21 protein-coding genes and 1 pseudogene are annotated in these 23,781 nt (G+C 66.7%); 16 read left to right on the top strand and 6 right to left on the bottom strand.

Features of this window, described 5'->3' with window-relative positions; all coding sequences use genetic code 11:
- Positions 1 to 13 precede the first annotated feature (13 nt).
- A complete protein-coding gene (locus CDN38_RS19315; protein WP_099319124.1) occupies positions 14 to 1,273 on the top strand; it encodes a hypothetical protein in 1,260 nt (419 codons plus the stop codon).
- 32 nt (positions 1,274 to 1,305) lie between these two features.
- On the opposite strand, the gene rsmI is transcribed toward CDN38_RS19315, so the two are convergent.
- On the bottom strand, positions 1,306 to 2,163 hold the full coding sequence (gene rsmI, locus CDN38_RS19310) for a 16S rRNA (cytidine(1402)-2'-O)-methyltransferase (RefSeq protein ID WP_099319123.1): 858 nt from the start codon (positions 2,161 to 2,163) through the stop codon (positions 1,306 to 1,308).
- A 24-nt stretch (positions 2,164 to 2,187) separates the two neighbouring features.
- Between rsmI and CDN38_RS19305 the strand changes: the two genes are divergently transcribed.
- On the top strand, positions 2,188 to 3,744 hold the full coding sequence (locus CDN38_RS19305; RefSeq protein WP_099319122.1) for a dolichyl-phosphate-mannose--protein mannosyltransferase: 1,557 nt from the start codon (positions 2,188 to 2,190) through the stop codon (positions 3,742 to 3,744).
- A 110-nt stretch (positions 3,745 to 3,854) separates the two neighbouring features.
- A pseudogene (locus CDN38_RS19300) lies at positions 3,855 to 4,721 on the top strand (type IV toxin-antitoxin system AbiEi family antitoxin).
- Between the two features lie 47 nt (positions 4,722 to 4,768).
- Here the strand turns inward: CDN38_RS19300 and arcA are convergent.
- Positions 4,769 to 5,974, bottom strand: a complete 1,206-nt coding sequence (gene arcA, locus CDN38_RS19295; RefSeq protein WP_075510641.1) for an arginine deiminase — start codon at positions 5,972 to 5,974, stop codon at positions 4,769 to 4,771.
- A 79-nt stretch (positions 5,975 to 6,053) separates the two neighbouring features.
- Here arcA and CDN38_RS19290 point away from each other — a divergent pair, with 79 nt between their 5' ends.
- Complete coding sequence (locus CDN38_RS19290) at positions 6,054 to 6,650, top strand: alpha-ketoglutarate-dependent dioxygenase AlkB (protein ID WP_180276353.1); 597 nt, start codon at positions 6,054 to 6,056, stop codon at positions 6,648 to 6,650.
- 9 nt (positions 6,651 to 6,659) lie between these two features.
- Here CDN38_RS19290 and CDN38_RS19285 read toward each other — a convergent pair whose 3' ends face one another.
- From CDN38_RS19285 to pat, 3 genes are read right to left on the bottom strand one after another with little or no spacing between them, the layout of a single operon-like run.
- On the bottom strand, positions 6,660 to 7,313 hold the full coding sequence (locus CDN38_RS19285) for a DUF5642 family protein (RefSeq protein WP_075510665.1): 654 nt from the start codon (positions 7,311 to 7,313) through the stop codon (positions 6,660 to 6,662).
- A 27-nt stretch (positions 7,314 to 7,340) separates the two neighbouring features.
- Positions 7,341 to 8,006, bottom strand: a complete 666-nt coding sequence (locus CDN38_RS19280; protein ID WP_075510639.1) for a DUF5642 family protein — start codon at positions 8,004 to 8,006, stop codon at positions 7,341 to 7,343.
- 12 nt (positions 8,007 to 8,018) lie between these two features.
- Entirely contained in the window at positions 8,019 to 9,020 is a 1,002-nt protein-coding gene (gene pat / locus CDN38_RS19275; protein ID WP_099319121.1) for an acetyltransferase Pat, read from the bottom strand.
- 138 nt (positions 9,021 to 9,158) lie between these two features.
- Here pat and CDN38_RS19270 point away from each other — a divergent pair, with 138 nt between their 5' ends.
- Positions 9,159 to 9,905: a class I SAM-dependent methyltransferase gene (locus CDN38_RS19270; protein WP_075510637.1), complete on the top strand. Its 747-nt coding sequence runs from the start codon at positions 9,159 to 9,161 to the stop codon at positions 9,903 to 9,905.
- Positions 9,906 to 10,209: 304 nt separating this feature from the next.
- Positions 10,210 to 11,775 (top strand): phospholipase C, encoded by a 1,566-nt coding sequence (locus CDN38_RS19265; RefSeq protein WP_075510664.1) that lies wholly within the window; start codon positions 10,210 to 10,212, stop codon positions 11,773 to 11,775.
- A 7-nt stretch (positions 11,776 to 11,782) separates the two neighbouring features.
- On the opposite strand, the gene CDN38_RS19260 is transcribed toward CDN38_RS19265, so the two are convergent.
- Entirely contained in the window at positions 11,783 to 12,034 is a 252-nt protein-coding gene (locus CDN38_RS19260) for a hypothetical protein (RefSeq protein WP_075510636.1), read from the bottom strand.
- Positions 12,035 to 12,239: 205 nt separating this feature from the next.
- On the opposite strand from CDN38_RS19260, the gene CDN38_RS19255 reads away from it, so the two are divergent.
- The 10 genes from CDN38_RS19255 to CDN38_RS19210 all read left to right on the top strand — a co-directional run bounded on the left by CDN38_RS19255 (position 12,240) and on the right by CDN38_RS19210 (position 23,769).
- Positions 12,240 to 12,752 carry a hypothetical protein gene (locus tag CDN38_RS19255; RefSeq protein ID WP_075510635.1) on the top strand — a complete coding sequence of 171 codons (513 nt, stop codon included), beginning with the start codon at positions 12,240 to 12,242 and terminating at the stop codon, positions 12,750 to 12,752.
- A gap of 97 nt (positions 12,753 to 12,849) precedes the next feature.
- Positions 12,850 to 13,476, top strand: a complete 627-nt coding sequence (locus CDN38_RS19250; RefSeq protein WP_075510663.1) for a TetR/AcrR family transcriptional regulator — start codon at positions 12,850 to 12,852, stop codon at positions 13,474 to 13,476.
- The gene (locus CDN38_RS19245) at positions 13,473 to 14,297 is read left to right on the top strand and encodes a hypothetical protein (protein ID WP_075510634.1); all 825 of its coding nucleotides are present in this window, start codon (positions 13,473 to 13,475) and stop codon (positions 14,295 to 14,297) included. The genes CDN38_RS19250 and CDN38_RS19245 overlap by 4 nt, the downstream gene beginning before the upstream one ends.
- A gap of 544 nt (positions 14,298 to 14,841) precedes the next feature.
- Complete coding sequence (locus CDN38_RS19240) at positions 14,842 to 15,996, top strand: PPE family protein (RefSeq protein ID WP_099319120.1); 1,155 nt, start codon at positions 14,842 to 14,844, stop codon at positions 15,994 to 15,996.
- A gap of 108 nt (positions 15,997 to 16,104) precedes the next feature.
- Entirely contained in the window at positions 16,105 to 16,971 is an 867-nt protein-coding gene (locus tag CDN38_RS19235) for a WecB/TagA/CpsF family glycosyltransferase (RefSeq protein ID WP_233026943.1), read from the top strand.
- Positions 16,940 to 18,493, top strand: coding sequence for a sugar transferase (locus CDN38_RS19230; RefSeq protein ID WP_099319119.1), 1,554 nt, complete (start codon positions 16,940 to 16,942; stop codon positions 18,491 to 18,493). The genes CDN38_RS19235 and CDN38_RS19230 overlap by 32 nt, the downstream gene beginning before the upstream one ends.
- Positions 18,494 to 18,506: 13 nt before the next feature.
- Positions 18,507 to 19,970 carry a flippase gene (locus CDN38_RS19225; protein WP_075510631.1) on the top strand — a complete coding sequence of 488 codons (1,464 nt, stop codon included), beginning with the start codon at positions 18,507 to 18,509 and terminating at the stop codon, positions 19,968 to 19,970.
- A 124-nt stretch (positions 19,971 to 20,094) separates the two neighbouring features.
- Complete coding sequence (locus tag CDN38_RS19220; RefSeq protein WP_075510661.1) at positions 20,095 to 20,652, top strand: serine acetyltransferase; 558 nt, start codon at positions 20,095 to 20,097, stop codon at positions 20,650 to 20,652.
- A 67-nt stretch (positions 20,653 to 20,719) separates the two neighbouring features.
- The gene (locus CDN38_RS19215) at positions 20,720 to 22,720 is read left to right on the top strand and encodes a glycosyltransferase (protein ID WP_075510630.1); all 2,001 of its coding nucleotides are present in this window, start codon (positions 20,720 to 20,722) and stop codon (positions 22,718 to 22,720) included.
- Positions 22,717 to 23,769: a glycosyltransferase gene (locus tag CDN38_RS19210; protein ID WP_075510629.1), complete on the top strand. Its 1,053-nt coding sequence runs from the start codon at positions 22,717 to 22,719 to the stop codon at positions 23,767 to 23,769. Before CDN38_RS19215 ends, CDN38_RS19210 begins: the two co-directional genes overlap by 4 nt.
- Positions 23,770 to 23,781 lie beyond the last annotated feature (12 nt).

Here is a 23,781-nt window from a genome sequence, read left to right as displayed (position 1 = left end):
AGAGGGGTCCGTCATGAGAGTCGGTGTCGTCGGCGTTGCGGCCGCGGCCATGGTGGGGGGGACGCTGGCGGTTACGCCGCTGACGATGACCGGGCCGATGGGCAGTCCGAACCAAGGGACGTGTGCCGCCGGCCAGCAATGCGACCGCCTGGCCTCTGTGCTGATGCCCGGGACCAGCGCGCAACCGGGCAAACCCGCGCAGGCGGCGCCGGCGCCGGCGCAGTTACCGACGGATGCGCTGACTCCCGTATTGGCGCCGCGAGCCGCGCCGGACGCAGTCCGCGCGGTGCCCGGAGTCGCCTCGCCGCTGGGCCCCGGACTGCCTGGTGTCACCGACTTGGGTCCGGCCGCCCTGCCGGCCGCCCCTCCCCTGCCGAACGCGGCCCTTCCGCCGGGCGCCGGCCTGCCTGACATCGGTACGCCGTACATCGGCACGCCGTACCTGGGAATCCCCGGCATCGGCCTGCCCGGCGTACCGAACCTGGCCAACGGACCTGCCGCGGTCGGTACGGCCACCTCGGTCGTGAACGGCATCCTGGGGATCGGAGGCACCATCGCGGGCGTCACGACGTCCAGCGCGCTGGCGGTCACCTATGTGGTGCTTGCCTACAACTCCTTGCAGTCCTCGGGCATCCTGCCGCAACTCAACTCAGCCGCCAACACCATCGGCTCCATGCTGTTCCCCGGGGGGCGACCCTCGGTCAGTTTGCCGACGTTGAGTCTGCCGGGCCTGCCGGCGCTGTCGGGGGTGTCGCCGGCGGGCCTGATCGCGCTGGCGGGGGTGGGCGGTCTGCCGAATGTGAGCTTGCCGAGTCTGCCGGGAGTGTCGCCGACGAATCTGCTGGGGCTGGCGGCCGCCGGACTGCCCGGTCTGCCCGGAGTGTCGCCCACGGACGTGGTCGCACTGGCAGCCGGTGGTTTGCCGCAGCTGGCCAACGCTCTGCCCGGGCTGCAGGCCGGTCTGCCGGCACTGCCGGGAGTGGATCCGGCGATGCTGGCCGCGGCGTTGCCGGCGCTGACGGCAGGTCTGCCGGCAGGCCTTCCGGCGGTTGACCCGGCGATGCTGGCCGCGGCACTGCCCGCACTGACCGCAGGCGGTTTGCCGGCGCTGCCGGTTGGGCTGCCGGCGCTGCCGGGTGGTCTGCCGGCGCTGCCGGCTCCGGCGCTGCCTCCGCCGCCACAGCTGCCGACCATCCAGGGGCCCCCCATTCCCCCGCACCCGCAGTTGTGCACCCCGACAATCGGCCCCATCGGGAGTTCCTGCACACCCTGACCGGACCGGGACTTACCGGTAGCAAGGTTTTTCTAGGACGGCGCGTCGGTGTCGCGGCGGGCCAGCAGGACCGCATCGTAGAGCTGACGTGAGCGCACGCCCTGATGCGCCGCGGCTACCTCGCTGCACGCGTCCTTGACGCGGATACCGGCCGCGACCAGGGTCTCGACCTCCTGGACCAGCGACTGCAGGTCGGCGCTCGGGGTCGCGCCGGCGCCGGCGAGTACCACGGTGATCTCGCCGAGCACGCCGCCGGTCGCCCAGTCCGCCAACTCGCCGAGAGATCCACGCACCACTTCCTCATGCACCTTGGTCAGCTCCCGGCAGACCGCGGCCGGACGTGCCCCGCCGAGCTGTTCGACGGCATCGCGCAGACATGCGGCCAGCCGTCTCGGGGACTCGAAGAACACGCAGGTGCGCTGCTCGTCGGCCAGCGAGGCCAGCCACGCCCGGCGCGCCGCGCCCTTGCGCGGGGCGAACCCCTCGAAGCAGAACTTGTCCGACGGCAGACCGGACACCACCAGCGCGGTGGTCACCGCCGACGGCCCGGGCAAGCAGGTCACCGTGATCCCGGCATCGATACAGGCCGCGACCAGCCGATATCCCGGATCATTGATCACCGGCAATCCGGCGTCGCTGACCACCAGCACCGTGGCGCCGGCTTGCATCGCGTCAACCAGCGCCGTCACCCGCAACGCCTCGACCCGGTCGAACAGGCTCACCACCCGACCGCTGATCTCGACGTCAAGCGCCCTGGCCAACGTTTTCAGCCGTCGGGTGTCCTCGGCCGCCACCACGTCGGCGCCGGCCAACGCGTCGATCAGGCGTGGCGACGCATCCGCGGGCTGGCCCAACGGAGTGGCGCCGAGCAACAGGCGGCCGGAACTCATGACGGACAGCCTACGATCGAGCTGATGACCGCCCCGCCCCAACAAACTTCCGGCCTGGCCGAGGAGTGTGCGGCACCCGTCATCAGCCCCGGGCCGCTGGTACCGATCGCCGATTTCGGACCGGTGGACCGGATGCGCGGCTGGATTGTCACCGCCGTGATCACGCTGCTCGCCGCGGTCACCCGGTTTTTGAACCTCGGCTCGCCGACCGATGCCGGCACTCCGATCTTCGACGAGAAGCACTACGCCCCCCAGGCCTGGCAGGTGCTGCACAACCACGGCGTCGAAGACAATCCCGGCTTCGGTTTGGTCGTCCATCCCCCGGTCGGCAAGCAGATGATCGCGATCGGCGAGGCCCTGTTCGGTTACACCGGGTTCGGCTGGCGGTTCAGCGGCGCGGTGCTGGGCATCATCCTGGTGGCGCTGGTGACCCGGATCGTCCGGCGGATCACCCGCTCGACTCTGGTCGGCGGCATCGCCGGCGTGCTGCTGATCTGTGACGGGGTCAGCTTTGTCGCCGCGCGCACCGCGCTGCTGGACGGCTTCCTGACCTTCTTCGTGGTCGCGGCTTTCGGCGCCCTCATCGTCGACCGTGATCAGGTTCGTCAACGCATGCACGTTGCTCTGACAGAGAACCGGGTCGCCGAGACGGTGTGGGGGCCACGGCTGGGGGTGCGCTGGTGGCGGTTCGGCGCCGGGGTGCTGCTCGGATTGGCCTTCGCGACGAAGTGGTCCGGTCTGTACTTCATCGCGTTCTTCGGCGCGATGTCGTTGGCGTTCGACGTGGCGGCACGCCGCCAGTACCAGGTGCCGCGGCCGTGGTTGGGGACGTTGCGGCGGGATCTGTTGCCCACCGGATACGCGCTGGCGCTCATTCCGTTCGCGGTCTACCTGGCCAGCTATGCCGGCTGGTTCGCATCCGAGACCGCGATCGACCGCCACCAGGTAGGTCAGACGATCGGCCCGGACAGCGTCCTCCCGCTGCCCGACGCGGTTCGCTCACTGTGGTACTACACCGCCAAGGCATTCCACTTCCATGCGACGCTGACGAATTCGGCCGGCAACCACCACCCGTGGGAGTCCAAGCCATGGAGCTGGCCGATGTCGTTGCGGCCGGTGCTGTATGCCATCGACCAACAAAACGTGTCGGGCTGCGGTGGCCAGTCGTGCGTCAAAGCCGAGATGCTGGTCGGCACTCCGGCCATGTGGTGGCTGGCGGTGCCGGTCCTGTTGTATGCCGGCTGGCGGATGTTCGTCCGGCGCGACTGGCGCTACGCGGTGGTGTTGGTCGGCTACTGCGCCGGCTGGCTGCCGTGGTTCGCCGACATCGACCGGCAGATGTACTTCTTCTATGCGGCGACCATGGCGCCGTTTCTGGTGATGGCCATCGCGCTGATTCTCGGCGACATCCTCTACCAACCCGGTCAGGGCCGAGAGCGGCGCACCCTGGGGCTGATCGTGGTGAGCTGTTATGTGGCTCTAGTGGTGACCAACTTCGCCTGGCTGTTCCCGATACTCACCGGCCTGCCGATCTCACAGCAGACCTGGAACATGGAGATCTGGCTGCCCAGCTGGCGGTGACGGCTTCGGATTGCGTGGAAATTGCCGCTACGGCTGTGGTTGGGCAACGGAGCACGACCCAGGCGGCAATCTCGGCGACGCTGTCGGTCGCGGAGCGCATCATTGGGCGCGTGGCAAAGGTCTTTCTCGGACGCGAAGCGATAGCCGACGGCGCAATCACCTGGGGCCAATTGCGATGGAACTACCGTCGAATCCACCGCGGCGTCCATGTGCCGAAGGACGCAGTGCCGAAGGACGCACCTCGAACGTTGCGTGACGACATCTGCGCGGCTCGGTTGTGGTCCGGGCGCCGTGGCGTGATCGCCGGCCGCGCGGCCGCCGCAGTGCACGGAGCGCGATGAGTCGATGACTTCACCCCCGTCGAGTTGTTAGGCCCGTTCAGCCATCCACCACCGGGCGTCATCGTTCGCCGGGAACGCTCCAGCGCGGACGACGTCGTCGAAGTAGCCGGCCTGCGCGTAACGAATCCGGCACGTACGGCGTTCGATCTGGGCCGGCACTTGCCGCGTGGCATGGCCGTTGCCCATCTCGACGAACTCGCCGCGGTGACCGCCTCAAGGCGGCCGTTGTCACGCCGTTGTTTGACCGATGTCGAGGAGCCCCGGGTATCCGCGACTGCCGAAAAGCATTGTCTCTGATGGATAGCGGCGCGCAGTCGCCGAAAGAAACCTGGCTGCGACTCATGCTCGTCGACGCCGGACTGCCCAAGCCTGCCACCCAGATCCGAGTACCGATGGCCAGCTCGGGTGCTATCTCGACATGGGCTGGGAAGAGCCGATGGTGGCCCTCGAATACAACGGCGACCAACACCGACGCGAACGCCGACAGTACGTGAACGACATTCACCGAGCTGAGGTGCTCAATGGTCTTGGCTGGCAGGTGATCAGGTGATCAATGAGGACAGAGCCGAACTCGTCGTCAAGCGCGTTCGTGACGCGTTGGCTCGCCGAGCGTCGAGATTGCCGCAACGGCTGTGAGCCTAAAGCACACCGACCACCCCCAGACGGCAATCTCGACACATGCGCTAAAGCGGGTCGCGGGCGGCCGGGCAGGACATGCAACGCGGCCCGCCCCGGCCGGTGCCCAGCTCCGAGCCCGCGATGGTCAGCACCTCAATACCGGCCGCCTCCAACCTGGCGTTGGTCTGCGCGTTGCGCTCGTAGGCGACGACGACACCGGGCGCCAGCGCCAAGGTGTTGTTGCCGTCGTCCCATTGTTCGCGTTCGGCGACGACGGGGTCCAGGCCGGTGTCGATGACCCGCAGCTTGTCGATGCCCATCGCGTCGGAAGCAGCCCGCACAAAGGGGGCCGCATCGCTGATCACCACGCCATTGGGCGAACGCTGGATGGTGAACGCCGACAGGTTGTCGACGACGGCGGCATACATCACCACGGTGTCGACGTCCACCATGGTGCATACGGTGTCCAGATGCATTTGCGCACGCTTCTGCGCGATCGGCACCGCGAGCACGGTGTGCGCAAGGTCGTCGTCGAACAGGCTGCGCGCCAAGGCTTCCGCGCCGGCCGGGCTGGTGCGCTCGCCGACCCCGACGGCGACCACACCGGGGGCCAGCAACAGCACGTCGCCCCCCTCGACGGGGGCGGTGCGTGATTCGTAGGCCCGCCGCACCCCGGTGAACCGCGGGTGATGGGCATAGATGATGTCGGTCAACGATGCCTCACGAACCCGCGCCCGCAACGCCAGCGACGGGATGACGACCCGCGGACCGATCCAAATCGACGAGTCGCGGGTGAACACCAGGTTCGGTAGTGGCTCGATGACGAAATCCCCGCCATGGTGCATGCGGACCACCAGCGACACGTCGGTCTGGATATCGGACGGCAGCTCGTTGAACGTCATCCCGGCGGTCAGCACATGCGCCAGCCGAACCGGGTCCAGACTACGCAAATATGCCGAAAGCTGTTGCGCCAGTGGCAATCCGAGCCGCCGCGCGTCAACCGCGGCGCCGACACCCTGCATCCTGGCGGCCCCGCTGTCCAGCGCCTCGGTCAGCAGCTGCGACAGCAGCAACACCTCCACCCCGCGCGAGCGCAGTAGTTCGGCGAACTCGTCATGCTCCTGCTGCGCGCGCGACACCCAGGGCAGCCCGTCGAACAGCAGCTGGTCGCTGTTACGCGGGGTGAGCCGGCGCAGTTCGGTGCCGGGGCGGTGCAGGATTGCGACCCGTAGCGTGCCCACCTCGGAATTGGATCCCAACTCGACGCCCACAGCATCAAACCGTAGCCGTGGCCAGCCCGCAGGCGTCGCATACCCAATCCTCGAACTGGTGTGCGATAAACTTGCGGTCGTGGCGTTCGCGGTTCAGGGCTCGCTGTTCGAGCACAACGAGCGAAGACAACTCGGCAACGGCGCCTATATCGACATCCGCGCGGCCTGGCTCCACGGTGGCGAGGAGCTGTTCGAGGCGTTGTTGTCCACCGTGCCGTGGCGCTCCGAACGGCGCCAGATGTACGACCGGGTGGTCGACGTGCCGCGGCTGGTGAGTTTTCATGACCTGACCGTCGAGAACCCGCCGCATCCGCAACTCGCGCGGATCCGCCGGCGCCTCAACGACATCTACGGCGGCGAACTGGGCGAGCCGTTCACCACCGTCGGGCTGTGCTACTACCGGGACGGCTCCGACAGCGTCGCCTGGCACGGCGACACCATCGGCCGCAGCAGCACCGAGGACACCATGGTGGCGATCGTCAGCCTCGGCGCGACCCGGGTCTTCGCGCTGCGCCCGCGCGGCGGCGGAAGCTCGTTGCGCTTCCCGCTGGCGCACGGGGACCTGTTGGTGATGGGCGGATCGTGTCAACGCACCTGGGAGCATTCGGTGCCCAAGACGTCGGCGCCGACCGGTCCGCGGGTCAGCATCCAGTTCCGGCCCCGCGACGTGCGCTAGCGGCCGCCGTCAACCCCGGATCGCGGCCACCGCCTTGACCAGCAGGTCGCGGGCACGCTGGACATCGACCGGCGTAACCGGCTGATTCGGAATCACCAACGGGTTGGCGATCACGTTGACCTGGTAGTAACCGAACTGCGCGGAGTAGTCGTAAAGTTCGCCGGTGCGAGCCGACCCGTCGACCAGCGCCTGCAGCACCCGGTGCACGCCCAGCGTCTGAGTGCCGTCGACGTGCGGCGCGGCAACCACCTCGATGCCGCCTCGCACCTGTGCGCCGGAGAAGGCGATCCGGCCGCATTCTTTACCCGGGTCGTTGAACGGCAGCTGCTGTGAGGTTTCCACCGCGATCACCACGAACCGGTTCCCGTTGCCCTCGGCGGTGACGGCGGCCATATTGCCTTGCACACCGGACGGCATCTGTGGCCCCAGGGCCGCTTTGGCGCAGTTCGCCGGATCGAAACTCAGGCCGTCGGGCAGCTTGCGGGCCGCGAAGAACTGAGGATCGATGGCCCTGGGCGGGACGTCGGTGACCGTGAACCCCGGTCCGAAGCTGGACTTCACGTCGATGACCTTGGCGATATCGGCCTTCGGCGACTGGGAGGCGCCCGGCGAACAACCGACGAGCAGGCACACCGCTGCCAGTGCCAGCACCACCTTCGACATCGTGGCCACCCTACCCAACGCGGATGCTCAGCCGCGTAACGTCGACACCGTTTTGACCAGCAGATCGGCGGCGAACCGCGGCGGCAGCGGCGGAAGCATGGACCCCGGGTCGGTGGTCAGCGTGGTGAATGCGTAGTAGTCGCCCAGGTAGGCGACGAAAGTATAGGTGCGCGAATCGATTTCGGTGCCGGACTCCACGGAGGTGCGGACGTCGGCCACCATGCCGAGGGTTTGCGCGCCGTCGATGCGCGGCGCCTCGATGAGCCGGATGCCGGCGGTGGTGTGTCCGTCCGACATCGTCCACTGCGCACAGCCGGCAACCACGTCGCTTCCCGGCACCACCGGCCCTGGCCGTACGGCCACCACGACGGCGTCGACAATGCCGCCCTCCCCCGACCCGGACACGCCCTGCGCGGACTGGTGGCGGCCGTCGCCGGGGTCGGCGAGGACCGCGCATGGTGCGGGCTGGGCGGTCGCGGTGGCGCCAAGGCCGAAGATCAGTCGCGGCGACGCCGCCGCGGTCACCTCGTAACCTGGCGGCAGCTCACGACTGAGTCTTTTGATGTTGGCCGGGTTGACAGTCGTGGGATGAGCCGACGGCGAGGTGTGGGTCGCCTCGGTCACCGGCGCCGGCGAATGCGCACATGCTGCCGCCAGTGCCGTCGCCAGCACGCCAATCCACAACGGCCGCATGGTCGCCGGCCCTCAGCTCACGGCCTCGATCACCTGGCGGGCCACTCGCCTGATCTGCTCGGCCATCTCGCGCCCGAAGCCCAGATCACGCGGGCCGGGCACGTCGATGACCGTGGTGATGACCCCGATGTCCTCGCGCTGCCAGATCGCGCCGTGGCGGTCCATGATGGTGCGCATCGGCACATTGTCCGAAAGCATCCGCGCGGAGAACCTCTCGACGCCGCCGACGCGGGCGGCGACGGACAGTGCGCCGATCAGAAAGCTGCCGATCCCCCTGCCCTGATAGGCGTCGGCGACGGTAAACGCGATTTCGGCGACCGTCGGATCATGTCCGTCACGGATGAAACGCGCGTCGGCCACGGGGTCGATGCCGTCGATCATCACCCACACGAAGTGGTCGACGTAGTCCACCTCGGACAGGTAGTGCAGCATCGCCGCGTCGGGAACACGGGCCGACATGAACCGCCGATAGATCGTCTCGCTGGAGAAGTGGATGTGCCCGTGTACGGTGCGTTCGCTGTCACCGGGCAGCACCGGGCGCAGCAGCAGGTGGCTTCCGTCGCGGATCCGTACCGGGACGGGGGTGATGAACGCGGCCAGGCGCTGGCGGACCGTGCGCACGAGCCGCTCCATGATCCCGGGAATGTTGACCATCCGGTCCAGTGCGTCGCTGCCACCGATCCAACCGGTCAGCGGCTCGACGGTGGTGACCGTCGCGGTCCGCGGGATGTCACGCAACAAGGCGATTTCCCCGACGATCATGCCCGGCAGCGCCTGCTCGACGATCACCGCGCCGTCGTCGCCGACATGGATGACCTCGGCACTACCCGACGAGATGAGCAGGAAGGACACCGCCTGTTCACCCTGCCGCATCAGGACCTGGCCAGCCGGGGCACGCAGCGGAGCCAGGCGGGCAGCCAGAGGCAGCAGGTCGTCGGCCGGACACCCCGCGAAGATGTCCATTCCGGCGAGCTCTGCTGTCCTAGCGGCGGTCAATTCGGCCATCCCGTCCAATCCGCCACGGCGCCAAGCCCGGCTCGCGGTCCGATCCGCCCCAGGCTATGGCGTCGGCTGCCGCTGCAGCAACACCGCACGGCGCAGATTAGCCTGACAGCAGACAACTCGACCCCGGCCTCTTGGACCAGACCTGCGATGAACACCAGCCAGGATCCGCGTGAGTCGACCCGTGGTCTGCTCAATACGGCCGCCGTGCTGCGGCATGGCTTCCTCGACGTGTTGGGTGAATCGACGAGTTCGCCGGTTCCGACGTTTGCGCAGCGGGCGATGAACAGCCGGTTCGTCGCGACCGTGTACGAGCGGTTGTGGCGTCCGACGTCCTTCTACCTCGCCAGCGGTATCACCGCCCGGGCCGAGCAGCGGCGTGCCGCCGCGGCGTTGCGACTTTCGACTGCTCACCGGTTGCTCGATGTAGCGTGCGGCCCGGGGAATTTCACCGCACCGTTGGCCCGCTGTCTGCCGGCCGGGGCTCTCGCGGTGGGGTTCGACATTTCCGCACCGATGCTGACTCGTGCCGTGGTGGACAACGACGGGCCGCAGACCTGTTACGTCCGCGGCGACGCCCGCGTGTTGCCGTTCGACGACGAAACATTCGATGCGGTCTGCTGTTTCGGCGCGCTGTACCTGATGCCCGAACCGTTCTTGGTGACCGGTGAAATGCTGCGGGTTTTGCGGCCCGGCGGCCGGATCGCGATCCTCACCAGCTATTCCGGGCAAGCGCCGCCGGTCCGTAAGGCGCTGACCGCAACCGCCGATCTGATCGGGCTCACCATGTTCGACCGACGCAGCTTCGTCGACCTGTTCTGCTCCGCCGGTCTGGTCGACATCGAGCAGCAGACACAGCGGGCACTGCAGTTTGTCGCGGCCACCAAGCCCCGGTGAGCACCGATCCGTGCATGCTCGGGTGATTTGACCGGCGCGCAATCAGCGGAAAATGCCTTCTGACGTTTGACGAGTCAGATGGAAAGCCCTGCGGCGCAACATCGTCGGTCAATCCAACCGGCGCCGCAACCCCGAAATCCGGGGCCAGTGTGGGCCCGGAATTCCAGGAAGGCCCGCCCGTTTCGAAAACGACGCACTGAGTTTGGCGGACAACGCCAAAAAACGGGGCACGACACACCGGATTCGCGTCGTGGTGAATCGTCGCCGCAAATCTACCCTGAACCCCAATGTATGCGGGAAGGACATGGTGGTGAGTAAGCATCCGGTCGACGGGATGTCGCGGCGAGAGTTCATGGCTAGAATCGCCGCCGCAGGCAGCGCCGGCGCGTTGATGTCGTTGGCCGGCCCGGTGATCGAAAGGGCTTACGGCGCCGGCCCCTGCTCGGGCCATTTGACCGATATCGAGCACTTCGTGTTGTTGATGCAGGAGAACCGGTCATTCGATCACTTCTTCGGCACGCTGTCGGGCGTCAATGGATTCGACACGCCCTCGCCATTGTTCCAGCAAAAGGGCTGGAACCCGCAGACCCAGTCGATTGACCCCGCCGGCATCACCATCCCGTACCGTTTCGACACCACCAGGGGCCCGGTCCTCAACGGCGCGTGCGTCAACGACCCCGGCCACCAATGGATCGACATGCACCGGGCATTTAACAATGGCGCCAACGACAATTGGTTGCCCGCGCAGGCCCAAGCACAAACGCTGCAGGGCAACGTCCCGGTGACGATGGGCTATTACACCCGCCAAGACCAACCGATCCATTATCTGCTGGCTGATACCTTCACCATCTGCGACGGCTATCACTGTTCGCTGATAGGCGGAACTTCGCCCAACCGGCTGTACTGGATGAGCGCCTGGATCGATCCCGACGGCGTTGCGGGCGGTCCGCTTCTGGTAGACCCCACCATCCAACCCCAGGCCCAGTTCAGTTGGCGCACCATGCCGGACAACCTCAGCGATGCCGGCATCAGTTGGAAGGTGTACCAAAACAAGCTTCTGGGAGCGCTCAACAACACGGTCATCGGTTACAACGGGATGCTCGTCGACTTCAAGCAGGCCCAGGATCCGCGCTCCAACATCGCCCGCTACGGCATCGCCCCGACCTATCCCTTGGACTTCGTCGCCGATGTCGCCGCCAACAGGCTGCCCCAGGTTTCGTGGGTGCTGCCCGGGTTTCAGGTGTCCGAGCATCCCGGACTACCGGTAACACCGGCCGTCGGTGGCACCGCGATCGTGAATATCCTCCGCATCTTGCTGTCCAATCCCCAGGTGTGGGAAAAGACCGCGCTGATCGTCAGCTTCGACGAGAACGGGGGCTTCTTTGACCACGTCATCCCGACGACTGCGCCGCCGGGAACTCCCGGCGAGTACGTCACGGTGCCCGATATCGACGCGGTCACGGGTTCGGGCGGTATCCGCGGGCCGATCGGTCTGGGCTATCGCGTGCCCTGCTTCGTCATCTCTCCCTACAGCCGTGGCCCGCTGATGGTGCATGACACCTTCGACCACACCTCGCAGCTGCGGTTGCTCGAGAAACGGTTCGGTGTGCCGGTTCCCAACCTGAGTGCCTGGCGACGAAGCGTGACCGGCGATATGACGTCGACGTTCAACTTTGCCGTCCCGCCCAACCCGTCGCCACCGAACTTGGACCACCCCGCGCTGCAGGCCATTCCGCCGCAGGTGCAATGCGTTCCAGACACCGTCGCGACTTTCGCGAAGGTCACTCCTCCCTATCGGGTGCCCTTCCCTCAGGTAATGCCCACTCAGGAGACGACACCCGCACGCGGAATCCCCAGCGGGCCCTGCTGAAGCCGAGCTACGAGGCGGCCTCGCAGACGCCGAGGAGCCGGACCACCGGCGTACCCGCTTGGTACTCCACGATCCACGGATCGCCGCCCTCGACTGGCTCAGAGGCGAGCCTGATCATCACCGGTTGGCCGCTGCGCCGGGACATTTGCGTGCAGTCGACCTGGAACAGGTGATAACCGCCGTCGCGCTCGACGGCCAACGAAAAGCCTGGTTCCACCGATTCGACGGGCACTTTCTGCAGGTAGTACTTCGTACTCATATCCCGACTGTAGGGCCGCGGCAGTGGGCGGCACCGCTCGCGAAACGCGGTCTTAGCAAATGTTCAGTCGAAGTTTGGAACTTCATCAGACTTGCCGCCGGATCGCCTCCGCCGCAACGCATTACCGTTATGGAAGGCACCGCGACAACCCGGCTGGCATCAGAGTAGCCTTCACGCTCATGATCGACCGCTGCAGCGTGCCACGGTGAGCGTCGCCGGATTCGTGCTCGGCCTGGTGGGCACCGTGCTCTCGGTGGCCTTGCTGACCTGGCAGCTATTGCGGCTGCGAACGGGCTCGGCACCCAAACTTTCGCCGGTCGTGGGTCTGTTGACGCCCGACGGGCTGGTGACCACCGACGCCAGCAGCCAGGCTCGGGCGTCGCTGGAAAACGCCGCGGAGCAACTGCCCGACGGCCGGTACGTCATCGGCGTCAGGGTGGTCAACACGGGGCGGGCCCCGTTACCCGTGGCGGGCTGGGCGGTCCGCTCCGATCCCGACGGCACGTCACTGGAGCCGACCCTGGCATTGGGCACCCCGGTGCCGTACGACATACCGCCGGGCCAGACGGCGCTCTTTCTCACCGAGTTGCACCATGTGACGGCGTTCGCGGCCGCCACGGCGCAACCGCCCCGAATCGTGCTCACCGTTTTGTCGCGCGGACGGACCCATGTGACCGGGGCCGTGGCGCCCGGATTGTTGTCGCTCGGGTCGTCATAGCCTCGCGCCGAGGCTATGACCCTTGGCGGTGACGACTCTGCACATTCGCTGACGACCGTCATTGACGGGTGCCAGTGAATGGACGTACGGTGTGTCGGTGCGGTCACCACAGGACAGCACCGCAGCGGAATCACCGGCCGGTATCCGGGAGGCTCGACGGCTCGAAACACGGGCACGTCTGTTCGACGCCGCGTTGGCGGAGATCGCGCGGAACGGAATATCCGGCGCCGACGTCAGCTCCATCGCCGCGGCGGCAGGGGTGGTAAGGGGGACGTTCTACTTCCACTTCCCCACCAAGGAACAGGTGCTGGTCGAGCTGGAGCGAAACGAGGAGACCCGGATCGTCGCCGCGCTCGTCGGCGCCCGGGCCGAGGCCGGCGATCTGATATCGGTGCTTTCCCGGTTGGTGCGTCAGGTGCTAGATGCTGAACGTCGTTTGGGGACAGTGGTTTTCCGGGACATGCTGGGTTTGCACTTCTCGTCGACGCGCCCGGGCGAGGACGAGTTAAGCCGGCACCCGCTGGCGGAGTTCTTGATTGGCGCGATCAGCCGGGCGCAGGACGCGGGGCAGGTCACGCCGGATGCGGACGCGCGCGATCTCGCGATGTTCTTCTTGACCGGGCTCTACGCCCTTCTTGCCACCGGTGCGCACCATTCTCCGACACCGGATGCCGTGTTGAGCCGGTACGTAACAACGATTGTCAAAGGGATGGAGACACGATGAAGACAACCGGCATCGAGGGCTACAGGGAGTTCCTGGCGCGGCGCGACGGCGAAGCGGACCTGCTCAACCGGCGCCTCACGAATCGAGAAGAGTTCATCAAAGACCTCGAGGCTCACCCGGTGCGGTCGGCCCGTCCGGCAGACCGATCGACGTTTCTTCGTAACCTGCGCCGGCGGCGACCCGAACCGGGGTTGGACCCCAAAATGCTGTTCCTGCTCGCGACGGCGAAGCTCAATCAGGCCGAACGCTTCGGCGTGGGGCTTGGCGAAACCTACGGGCGCAACAGCGCTGAGGATGTGGCGCCCGAGCGGGTGTACGTAGAACTCGAAGAGCACTACCACACCCGGTTGCTGGCATACGCCTTGGACATTTTCGACCTGCCATTCCAGGTGGCCGCTCCGCCGTTCGTGATGCGACAGCTCGTCAAGGCTGGAGTGTTCCTTCCCGAGAGGTTCGCCTTCGTGTTCGTCGGGGCTGCAGAGATGGCGGGCTGCATCGTGTTCGACGAACTGCGCCGCGTCGGCATCGAACTGTTTGCCGACGAACCCGACGTCGCCGGACGAATCGAACTGCTCTACAGCGAAATCCTTACCGACGAGATCGGCCATGTCGGCTATTGCGCGTCGCGCTGCACATCCGCCGAGCGCGCAATCATGCGCCGCATCTACCCCTTCATCGGGCGGCTGTTTGCCGAGCAAACCGCCGAAGTCCGGCTACTTCTCGACCCGCGGAAGCTCCGCGCCCGGCTGCGCCGGCCGTTCGACGTCGAGGAACTGACCGCTGATCTGAGCAACGAAACGTATCTCGCCGCATATCCGTGACCGGTCGCCCGCACAATGTGCGATTGTCCGCGGTCCGCCGGTTCATGCTGCAATCCCTTTTTCTGAGGACGCTGCTCGCGGCGGGGGTACCTGCCGCGAAATTGGATCCCGTCGCGCCCATAGTGCCGCCGTCGCCGCCGGAGCCGACCGGCACTTCCTGAGGGTAGTCGCGGTGCCTGCGTTGGCGCCGACCCGGAAGCGGACTGCCGCGTGGCTCAGCGGCGAAAACGATACGGATGGGATGTTAGAACCGCTATCATACAACTGTCAGTTTACTGACCTGGGCTGAAATCTTGACGTCAATGAGGGTAGGGAACGGGTCCCGATACTGACGGTCGGACACGAGGCGTGTCACTCGGCTCCGTTTCCGTCAGCCTGCACGCGTTAGGGGAGAAGTGAATGTCTTTCGCCACAGGGGCTCCGCGATGACGGGCGGAAAGCCGGCTTCAGCAGCTCCGGCAGCTGAGGTGCCGCACGCCGACTCCGCCGCGAGGTGGTTGCGCTTCGCCGCATCTGGGGAGCCTAGCCACGGCCGGGGTTTGACGTGATGGATTTCGGTGGCTTACCGCCGGAAATCAACTCCGCGCGGATGTATGCCGGCCCCGGCCCGGGATCGCTGGCGGCGGCCGCGGCGATGTGGGACAGCTTGGCCGCCGAACTGCACGCGACCGCAGGTCATTACCGGTCGGTGATCGCGGGATTGACCAGCGGACGCTGGCTGGGCCCCGCATCGCTGTCCATGGCGTCGGCACTCGGACCCTATGTGGCGTGGACGGCCGGGGTCGCCGCCCGCGCGGCGGAAACGGCCAGTCAGGCCGTGCTTGCCGTCGAGGGCTATGAGGCGGCCTTCGCGATGACGGTGCCGCCGCCGGTGGTCGCGGCCAACCGGGCTCTACTCGCGGCGCTGGTCGCCACCAACTTCTTCGGTCAGAACTCGACGGCGATCGCGGCCACCGAAGCCCATTACGGCGAGATGTGGGCGCAGGATGCGGCGGCGATGTATGAGTATGCCGCGAACTCGGCGACCGCTTGTGAACTGACCCTGTTGATCTCGCCGCCGGAGGTCATCAACCCGGTTGGTTTGGCCGGGCAGAGCACCGCAGTCGCCCAAGCCGCAGCGGCCTCGGGAACAGAGCAACTATCGCTGGCCGGCCTGGTGTCCTCGGTTCCGGCCATGCTGGACGGGCTGGCATCACCCCTTTCCGGCCTTCTAGGCTCCTCGTCGTCACTGATGCCCACCCTCGCAACCGTCCCGGTCTACGCGCTTCCCAGCTATTTCATGGCCGCGGCGACCCCGCTCTATTCGATGTCGTCCATCCTCGGAATAGCCCAAACCGCACAGGGTTTGGCGAGTGGAGCAGCCGCCGCGGCGCAAGCGGCAGCAGAAGGAGCAGCGGGTGCGGTCAGCTCGGGGGTAGGCCTGATCGCGTCCGTGGGACCGGGCGTAGCGGGCAGCATGGGCAATGCGGCCGCATTGGGCCCGCTGTCAGTGCCGGCGAGCTGGACCAGCGTGATCCCGACGGCGAACATGGGCGCCGCCGCCGCATTGCCGAGCGGCCTTGATGCTGCCAACGCGGCGCCAAGCCTATTGGGCGCGGCGCCGCGATCCGGTTTGACCGGCCCGGGCAGATCTGTCGGTCCCCGATACGGGATTGTCCCCACGGTAATGACCCGCCCACCGGCTGCCGGATACACGTAGGCCTTTGACATGGCCGGTCTATGGCTAGGTTCTCGGAATCTCTCCGGCGCGGCTGGATCCGGTGCTCCGCCAAGCCGTCGAGAACGGCATCGAGCAAGGCATCAGCTCATGAGCGTGGACACGCTGCCCGAAACCGGTGTGCGGATGATCATCGGCGGCACCATAGTCGATCGCTGGGAGTTCGACGACGTGCTGTCGATCATCGCGTCGCGACTGCAATCCTCACCGACAGCGAGCCTGGCCGTGGGCTCGGTGAACCTCGACCACCTGTACCACTTCCGCAAGGTCATGCCGGCGCCCACGGGCCCGCTGGACTGGCTGTTACTGGCCGACGGAACGCCGATCGCCTGGCGGGGCCAACTGCTCACCGGCAAGCCGTGGCCCCGGGTGACCGGGGCCGACCTGCTGCCCAGCGTGTTGACGCTGGCCGAAAAGACCGGGCAGCGGGTCGGCTTTTTTGGCGGTAGCGCCGAAACCCACCGCCTGCTTGCCCGCTTCTTACCGAAACGTCATCCGGCGCTTGCCATTTCGGGGATGTGGGCACCGGACGCAGATACCCTCGAATCGCTTTCTGGGCAGTTGGCGGCGGCCATCCGCGCCGCGCGCACCGACATCCTGATCGTCAGCCTCGGCAAGCCGCGTCAAGAGCAATGGGTTGACCGGTATGGCTGCGCGACGGGTGCCCGGGTTTTGCTGCCCTGTGGCGGTGCCATCGACTTCCTGGCCGGCAAGACCAAACGGGCTCCGGGGTGGATGCAGAAATTCGGGCTGGAATGGTTGCACCGCTTGATCAGCGAGCCGCGGCGGTTGGCCCGCCGTTACTTGCTGCAGGGCCCTATCGCCTTGCTCCGTACCGCGCGCGCGCAGCTGATCTGCTATCCCAGCACGTACTGCGTGGGCACGCCGGCAAGTGATCGCCCCGATATCAGCGGCGCAGTCCGCGATGCCGCGCCGCCCGAGCCAGCAACCGTATAAGGGAAAGCGAGCCAGCGTGATCCCGTCACTTCACCGCCGAACCGACAATTCGCCGGCAACTCTGGCTCCGGTGCTCACGCCCGACCGCAATACAATCGGGCGCTGGCAGCACCGCTATTCACAGCGGCTGCTGATCGCCGACTCGGTGATCGTCTTCGGATCGGTCATGCTCGCCCAATACGTCCGCTTCGGCGATTCGCCGAACAAGTCGGGCTACCCGGGCCCGGTGATGACGCTGTTCTCCTTCCTCTTCGCGGCGCTGTGGCTTTCGTCGCTGGCGATATTCCACACGCGATCACCGCACGTTATCGGAGTGGGAATCGACGAGTACCGGCGAATCAGCAGCGCATCATTTTGGACATTCGGGATCATCGCAATGGTGACGCTTCTCGCCAAGATTGATTTGGCCCGGGGCTATCTGGCGGTGGCGCTTCCCGTCGGCACCCTGGGATTGCTGACGAGCCGCAACAGCTGGCGCAGGTATATCCGCCGGAAGCGAGCCCAGGGCGAATACCAGACGATGTCGCTGGCTATCGGAGACCGCCAAGGACTTTCACGCCTGGCACATGAACTGGACCGTAACCCACTCGACGGCTACGTTGTCGTCGGGGTCTGCATTCCCGGGTATGGCCCGCCCCGCGGCGAAATCCTGACGGTCGAAGGCCGCAAAGTCCCGATTCTGGGAGACGAATCCTATGCGGTGGCAGCGCTTGACGCCTGCGGCGCGAACACCGTGGTGGTGACCCAGACCGAGCATTTCGGCGAGCACGCGATCAGAAACTTGATGTGGCAGTTGGAGACGATGGACGTCGACCTGGTGTTGTCGCCGGGGGTGATGGACATCGCGGAAGCGCGATTGACCGTGCGGCCGGTCGCCGGATTCCCGCTGCTGCATGTCGAAAAGCCGCTTTACACCGGCGCCCAGCGCTTTCAAAAGCGGACATTCGACTTCTGTTTCGCGCTGGCGGCGCTGATCCTGGTATCGCCACTTCTCATTGCGTCTGCTATCGCGATCAAGCTGACCAGCAAAGGACCGGTCTTCTACCGTTCAGAACGTATAGGTATTAATGGCGAGCCCTTCATGATGCTTAAACTCCGAACAATGGAAGCAGACGCCGACACCCAAGTCGACCGACTGTTGTCGATGAATCAGGGCGCCGGTGGAATATTGTTCAAGATGCGTCAAGATCCCCGGGTCACGCCCGTCGGCAGATTACTCCGCAGATTCAGCATCGATGAGCTCCCCCAATTCGTCAATGTCATCAAGCAGGACATGAGCGTGGTCGGGCCGCGGCCTCCATTGAGCCGCGAAGTCGACAACTACAACGGCGATGTGAAGCGGCGGCTCCTGGTTAAGCCGGGCGTTACCGGAATATGGCAGGTAAGCGGCCGCTCAGAACTCACCTGGGAAGAGTCGGTGCGGCTGGATCTGTCGTACGTCGACAATTGGTCGATGGCAGGTGATCTCATGATCATCGCCAAGACGGTGAAAGCCGTCTTGACGGGTCACGGAGCATACTAGGTGGCCGTGAGCCATGACTGAGCCGACGGCACCCGGTGCGATCGCACCATCGGTGCCGGTCGCGCGGTTGGCTCAGGCGTTCTCGATCCAGCTGATCTGCCGGATGCTGGGGATGCTGGCCTCGGTGGTCTCGGTGGCAATGACGGCTCGTTATCTGGGTCCCGACCGCTACGGCCAGCTCACCATCGCGGTCGCATTCATCGGAATGTGGGCAAGCCTGGTCGATCTTGGTGTCGGGCGGGTGATCGTGCGTCGGGTGACCTCAGGCCGCGACGATCTGGAGCGCCTGGTCCGGATCTACAACGGGCTGTCCCTGCTGTATTGCGTTCCACTTGCGGCGTTGGCGGCGGGAACCGGCTTGCTGCTGTACCGCGACCACCAAGTGCGGGTGATGCTCGTGGTGTTGTCGACGCAACTGCTCATCGTGACGATGACGACACGGCTCGAGCCGGTATTTCAGACCACCGTGCGGTTCTTCGCGGTGGCGGTCTCCGACGTCGTCGGGCGGTTGGCCACGCTGGCGGTGATCGCGTTTCTGGTAGCGGAACGAGCCGACGTCATCTGGTTCGCGGTAGTACAGCTCATTCCGACGACCATGCAGGTGCTGATCCAGAGCAGCGCTGCCGCGCGCCATGTCTCGTTGCGTCCCAGCTTCGCGCTGCGCGAGGCCGCGGATCTGTTGCGGGAGAGCCTCTTTCCGATGGGCGTGACCATGATCACCGTCCTGTACTGGCGCGCCGACGGCGTGATCTTGTCCTTAGTGAACACCCATTCCGAGGTGGGCGTCTACGGCCTGGCGTCCTCGGTCGCGCTCAACACCCTGGTGGTGTCGGTGTTCTTCCTCAAGTCCACGCTGTCGACGGCCACCGAACTGTTTTCGCGTGACGTCGCGGCATTTGCCGGCTTCATGCGCCGCAGTGTCGAGCTGATGTATTTCCTGGCGGTCCCGGTCGCGGTTGTCGGCGCGCTGCTCGCCGGACCGCTGATCAGGTTGTTCGGCAACCAGGCATTCGTGGGCCGCGGCACGCCGACGCTGGCGCTGCTCTTCGTCGCGGTGGCATTGCGCTTCGTCACCACCACCCTGGGCGAGGGTCTGTTCGCCAGCCACCGCCAGCGGTTCTGGTTCTGGCTGTCGGTCGCCACCCTCGCGTTCAACATCGTGCTCAACCTCGCCCTGGGCGGGCGGCTGGGTGCGGTGGGAGCCGGCATCGCGCTGGTGTGCACCGAGCTGGCCAACATGATGATCGCCGGCTGGTGCCTACACCGTCAGTGCGGTTACCGCACGCCGGTGACGTTCTTGCTGCGGTTGCTGGTACCGACCGCGGCGAGTGTCGCGGTGACGCTGCTGCTTTCGGGTCAGCACATGGTCCTGGTACTGGGTGCCGCCGCTGTCGCTTACCTGGCCACCAGCGCGGTGTTCGGGCCGGTAAGCTGGCAGACTTTAGCCTCGTTGCGCCGCGATCAGCTGGCGGCGTGACCGTGGGAACGGACTGCGCGAATCTGGAGCGTCCCGTCGGCGCTACCGACGCGCTAGCGGCGGGCCTGGCAATACCACAAATAAAGGCGGGCCACCTGATTGATGCGTGTAGTACGGTGTGCCCGTGATCAGGACTCGCGAGGACTTGCGGGCATACCTGGCGGCGGACCTGAAAGCACACGGCCTGCAGCGTTGGCGGCTCCGCCACCGAATCTTGAAGCGCCCAGCCCATTTTCAGCGTCTGCTGCGAAAATCCGAGTATTGGACAAATACCGCGCGGACGCCGGCAGCACACGTCGTCGCCGCATATCTGAGGCTACGAACCAAGTTCTTGGGTGAACGGCTCGGATTCGACATCCCGCGCAACGTGTTTGGTCCGGGTCTGTCGATCGCCCACGCCGGCCTGATAGTCGTGCACTACAAGGCTCGGGTCGGCGCGAACTGCCGGATTCATCACGGAGTGACGATAGGAGAAGGGCATCCGGGACAGTTCCCGACCATCGGCGACGACGTGTTCATCTCGCCGATGGCGATGGTGCTGGGTGCCGACGTCGGCAACCGCGTCGCCATCCGACCGGGCGCGGTGGTCACCAAATCGGTGCCGGACGACGTCGATGTCGCGGGCTCGCCGGCCCGGATCGTCAACGACCGCCACTCGGGCACGGCGCTCACCGAGGACTGACGGTGCCGCGGCGACACCCTCCGCGCCCCCGCGGTCCCGCGGGCCCGGCGCGGGAAGCAGTGTTGGCATGACCCGCGAAATGGACCGGGCATATCTGCCACGCCCAGTCGGCGACCCGCCCAGGCTGCCGTCGAACCGGTCACTTGCGGTGCTGATCGTGTACCGCAAGAGTCACGCCGGCCTCGAGATGTGCCTGCACAGTGTCGCCGAGCATTTGCCTGAGCTGCCGGTCTATGTCTATGACAGCCCCGGCGAAGGGTGCCCCGGTCGCGAGGAACTGGCCGCCCACCACCCGGCGGTCCACTGGGTGCCGGGACCGGCGAACCGTGGCTTCGCCGCGGCCTTCAACGCGCTGGTGACAAACACCCCGAGCGACACCGATCTGCTGTTGCTCAATGCCGATGCCCGGGTGCGGGGACCGTTGACCCGCACCAGAGAACTGCTTCGCCGACCTCGAGTGGCGGCAGTGTCGCCGATGGTGTGTGACGACACCGCACCCGGTCGGCCACCGTGGGACATCGCGACCCGCCGCCAGACCCTGATCCGGGCGCTGGTTGCCGCTGCCGACTACTCCGACTCGCTGCGCAGCACGCCGATCTCGCCGCGCTATGCCCGCCAGCCGCCCGAATCCCAAGGCCTGGAAGGCTATTTGGGAGCCACCTGTCTGGCGATCAGCCGTGCGGCATGGAACGCTATCGGCGGTTTCGACGAGGAGTTCTTTCGCTACGGCGAGGCGGCCGACTGGCAACACCGTGCCCGCGCGGCGGGCTGGCGCATACTGCTGGCCGACGAAGTGGGCGCCGACCGGGGTCATCCGGTGACCGGCGCCGGCTCGACCCACGAGGGTGCGGCCGCGGCTGCCGAACACCGCCGCAACCGAGACCTGGCGCGCACCAACGCCGCGCTGCTTCTCGAACATCAACACAGCGTTCACCACGCGGACGTCTACCTGGCCGCCACTAAGCTGGTGGAGCGACTGCAGCGATCGAAACGCGCCGCCGGCAGCAGCGCTCGGGCTGGCCGCCGAACCGACCTGCCGGCGATCGTGATCGTCACCAACCGCCTGGTGTACGGCGGTGCCGAGCGTCAAAAGGCCCTGCTGGCAACGGAGTTGGACCGAAGGGGCTATCCGGTCACCATTGTCTGCGTGCAACGGTTCGGCCCGCTGATCAACGAAATTCCGCACCGTGTCAGCGTGGTCCGCCAGCCCTGGTGGGCGCCGATCGTCGACGTTCCGGCGGGTCCGGCGGTCCTCATCAGCGGCGACACCAACACCGAGACCGGATTTGCCGCCCTGTGGCGCGCAGCCGACAAAAGCCGGCGCTGGTTGGTCGCCGCACACATTCCGCCGGAAGACGACCGGCCCATCTACTCCCGGCCACTGACCGCGGCGATGCGCCGTGCCGACGGCTTTATTGTTCTGGCGCAACGCCATTGGGAGATGCTGACCGCACACCATCGACTGGGCGGACCGCGATTCGTCGCACCCAACGGCGTCGCCGCGGCCCGCGACCCGGCCCCCCCGATGCGCAGTGTCGGCGAGCCGCCGCACCTGGTGATGCTCTCGCGCATCGTCGAGCACAAGAACCCGCACCTATTGATCGAGGCGCTCGGCGGCCTTACCCAGATGCGATGGAGGCTCTCGATTTTCGGTGACGGCCCCGATCGGGAGCGGTTGCAGGCGGGCACTCCGGCCGAGTTGCGCGATCGGGTTCAGTGGCGCGGCTGGTCGGCGGGCCCCGGGCCCGCACTGGCCGACGCCGATCTACTGTGCGTCCCAAGTCGTTCCGAGGCCTTCCCGCTGGTGATACTCGAGGCGATGGCCCGGGCGGTGCCGGTTGCCGCGTCGGCGGTGTGTGCGGTGCCCGAGATGCTGGACTTCGGTAGGGCGGGGTTCGTCGTCGAACCCGCATCGGTGTCGGGATGGCGCGAACAGCTGGCCAAGATCCTGGCAGACCCCACCGCGCTGCCGTCGGTCGGACGGCGCGGCTTCGAACGGATGCAACGGCACTACACGGTTGCGGCAATGACCGATGCCTATCTCGATGCGATCGCCGCAGTACTATGAATTCGCTTCGGGTGCTGTGGCTTTCACCGTGGATGCGGCCGCTGGCACGGGTGCAGGCGGAGGCGCTGATCCGGCGCGGGGCCGAGGTGCTGCTGGTGACCTCCGACCAGCATCCGGAGTCGGGCGAGGCCCGGGACTACGAGGTGGTGCTCGATCCACGGTTTCGCACGGCGGCAACCTGGCCCGCGAGCTTCGCGGCCTGGCGCCGCGTCCGTGACTACCGGCCGCACGTCGTGATCGCCGAGCTGGTTCGCGATCCCCGCTGGATCGCGCTGGCCGGGCGGGCTCCGCGCATTCAGCTGGTGCACGATGACAGGCCGCACGACCCCGTCGAACACCGGCCGGCCTACGAACATGCCCTCTTTGACCGCTGGGGCGCCCGCTCGGCGGCCACTGTAACCTACAGCGATTACGTCGCCGCGGCCGTCGCCACCCGTCGCGACGTCGCCGGCACCCGGGTGCATGTCCTGCCGCTCACCAGCGACCTGGACCCGGCCCTGGTGCCGCCGCTGGTCGGCCCGCAAGGACGCCATGACTTCGTGATGATCGGCCGGCTGCACCCCTATAAGAACGTCGAAGTAGCGCTGGACGCCTGGCAGCGACACGTCGGCAGCGGCTGGCGCGGTGACAACCTGGTGCTCATCGGCGGCCCGCTGGACGCCGGTCCGCTGCCCAAACACACCCGCTGGCTTTCCGGCAGCTATCGCTACCGCGACGTGGTGACGACGCTGGCCGCCGCGAAGGGTTCGGTCGCCCACTACCGGCGCGCTTCACAAAGCGGCGTGCAGGTGCTCTCGATGCAGCTGGGCGTGATGCCGATCGTGTCCACCGCCGGTGCCCTGCCCGAATACCAGCCGCCGGACCGCCCGCCGATCGGTATCGACGACGTGGCCGGCCTGGCCGCCGCCTTCGACGCGCTGGCCGACCCGGCCGTCGCGGCACGACAGGGAGCCGCGGCCGCACGCCACTACGCGCGGCGCTTCGCCGTCGGCCATGCCGCCGATCGCTTGCTGACGGTCATCGCAGAAGTCATGCCCCGCCGGCCTTGACCACGGAACCGC

It is taken from the genome of Mycobacterium ostraviense (assembly GCF_002705925.1).
GTDB classification, from domain to species: domain Bacteria; phylum Actinomycetota; class Actinomycetes; order Mycobacteriales; family Mycobacteriaceae; genus Mycobacterium; species Mycobacterium ostraviense.
The sequence above is the reverse complement of the archived record's forward strand: the minus strand, read 5'-3'. Positions and strand labels throughout refer to the sequence as shown.

Excerpts from the sequence above, each read along its gene's own strand:
- CDN38_RS19315 (WP_099319124.1), top strand. The coding sequence starts at position 14 with ATGAGAGTCGGTGTCGTCGGCGTTGCGGCCGCGGCCATGGTGGGGGGG.
- rsmI (WP_099319123.1), bottom strand. The coding sequence starts at position 2,163 with ATGAGTTCCGGCCGCCTGTTGCTCGGCGCCACTCCGTTGGGCCAGCCC.
- CDN38_RS19305 (WP_099319122.1), top strand. The coding sequence starts at position 2,188 with ATGACCGCCCCGCCCCAACAAACTTCCGGCCTGGCCGAGGAGTGTGCG.
- CDN38_RS19285 (WP_075510665.1), bottom strand. The coding sequence starts at position 7,313 with ATGTCGAAGGTGGTGCTGGCACTGGCAGCGGTGTGCCTGCTCGTCGGT.
- CDN38_RS19280 (WP_075510639.1), bottom strand. The coding sequence starts at position 8,006 with ATGCGGCCGTTGTGGATTGGCGTGCTGGCGACGGCACTGGCGGCAGCA.
- CDN38_RS19270 (WP_075510637.1), top strand. The coding sequence starts at position 9,159 with ATGAACACCAGCCAGGATCCGCGTGAGTCGACCCGTGGTCTGCTCAAT.
- CDN38_RS19265 (WP_075510664.1), top strand. The coding sequence starts at position 10,210 with ATGGTGGTGAGTAAGCATCCGGTCGACGGGATGTCGCGGCGAGAGTTC.
- CDN38_RS19260 (WP_075510636.1), bottom strand. The coding sequence starts at position 12,034 with ATGAGTACGAAGTACTACCTGCAGAAAGTGCCCGTCGAATCGGTGGAA.
- CDN38_RS19245 (WP_075510634.1), top strand. The coding sequence starts at position 13,473 with ATGAAGACAACCGGCATCGAGGGCTACAGGGAGTTCCTGGCGCGGCGC.
- CDN38_RS19235 (WP_233026943.1), top strand. The coding sequence starts at position 16,105 with ATGAGCGTGGACACGCTGCCCGAAACCGGTGTGCGGATGATCATCGGC.
- CDN38_RS19230 (WP_099319119.1), top strand. The coding sequence starts at position 16,940 with ATGCCGCGCCGCCCGAGCCAGCAACCGTATAAGGGAAAGCGAGCCAGC.
- CDN38_RS19225 (WP_075510631.1), top strand. The coding sequence starts at position 18,507 with ATGACTGAGCCGACGGCACCCGGTGCGATCGCACCATCGGTGCCGGTC.
- CDN38_RS19215 (WP_075510630.1), top strand. The coding sequence starts at position 20,720 with ATGACCCGCGAAATGGACCGGGCATATCTGCCACGCCCAGTCGGCGAC.
- CDN38_RS19210 (WP_075510629.1), top strand. The coding sequence starts at position 22,717 with ATGAATTCGCTTCGGGTGCTGTGGCTTTCACCGTGGATGCGGCCGCTG.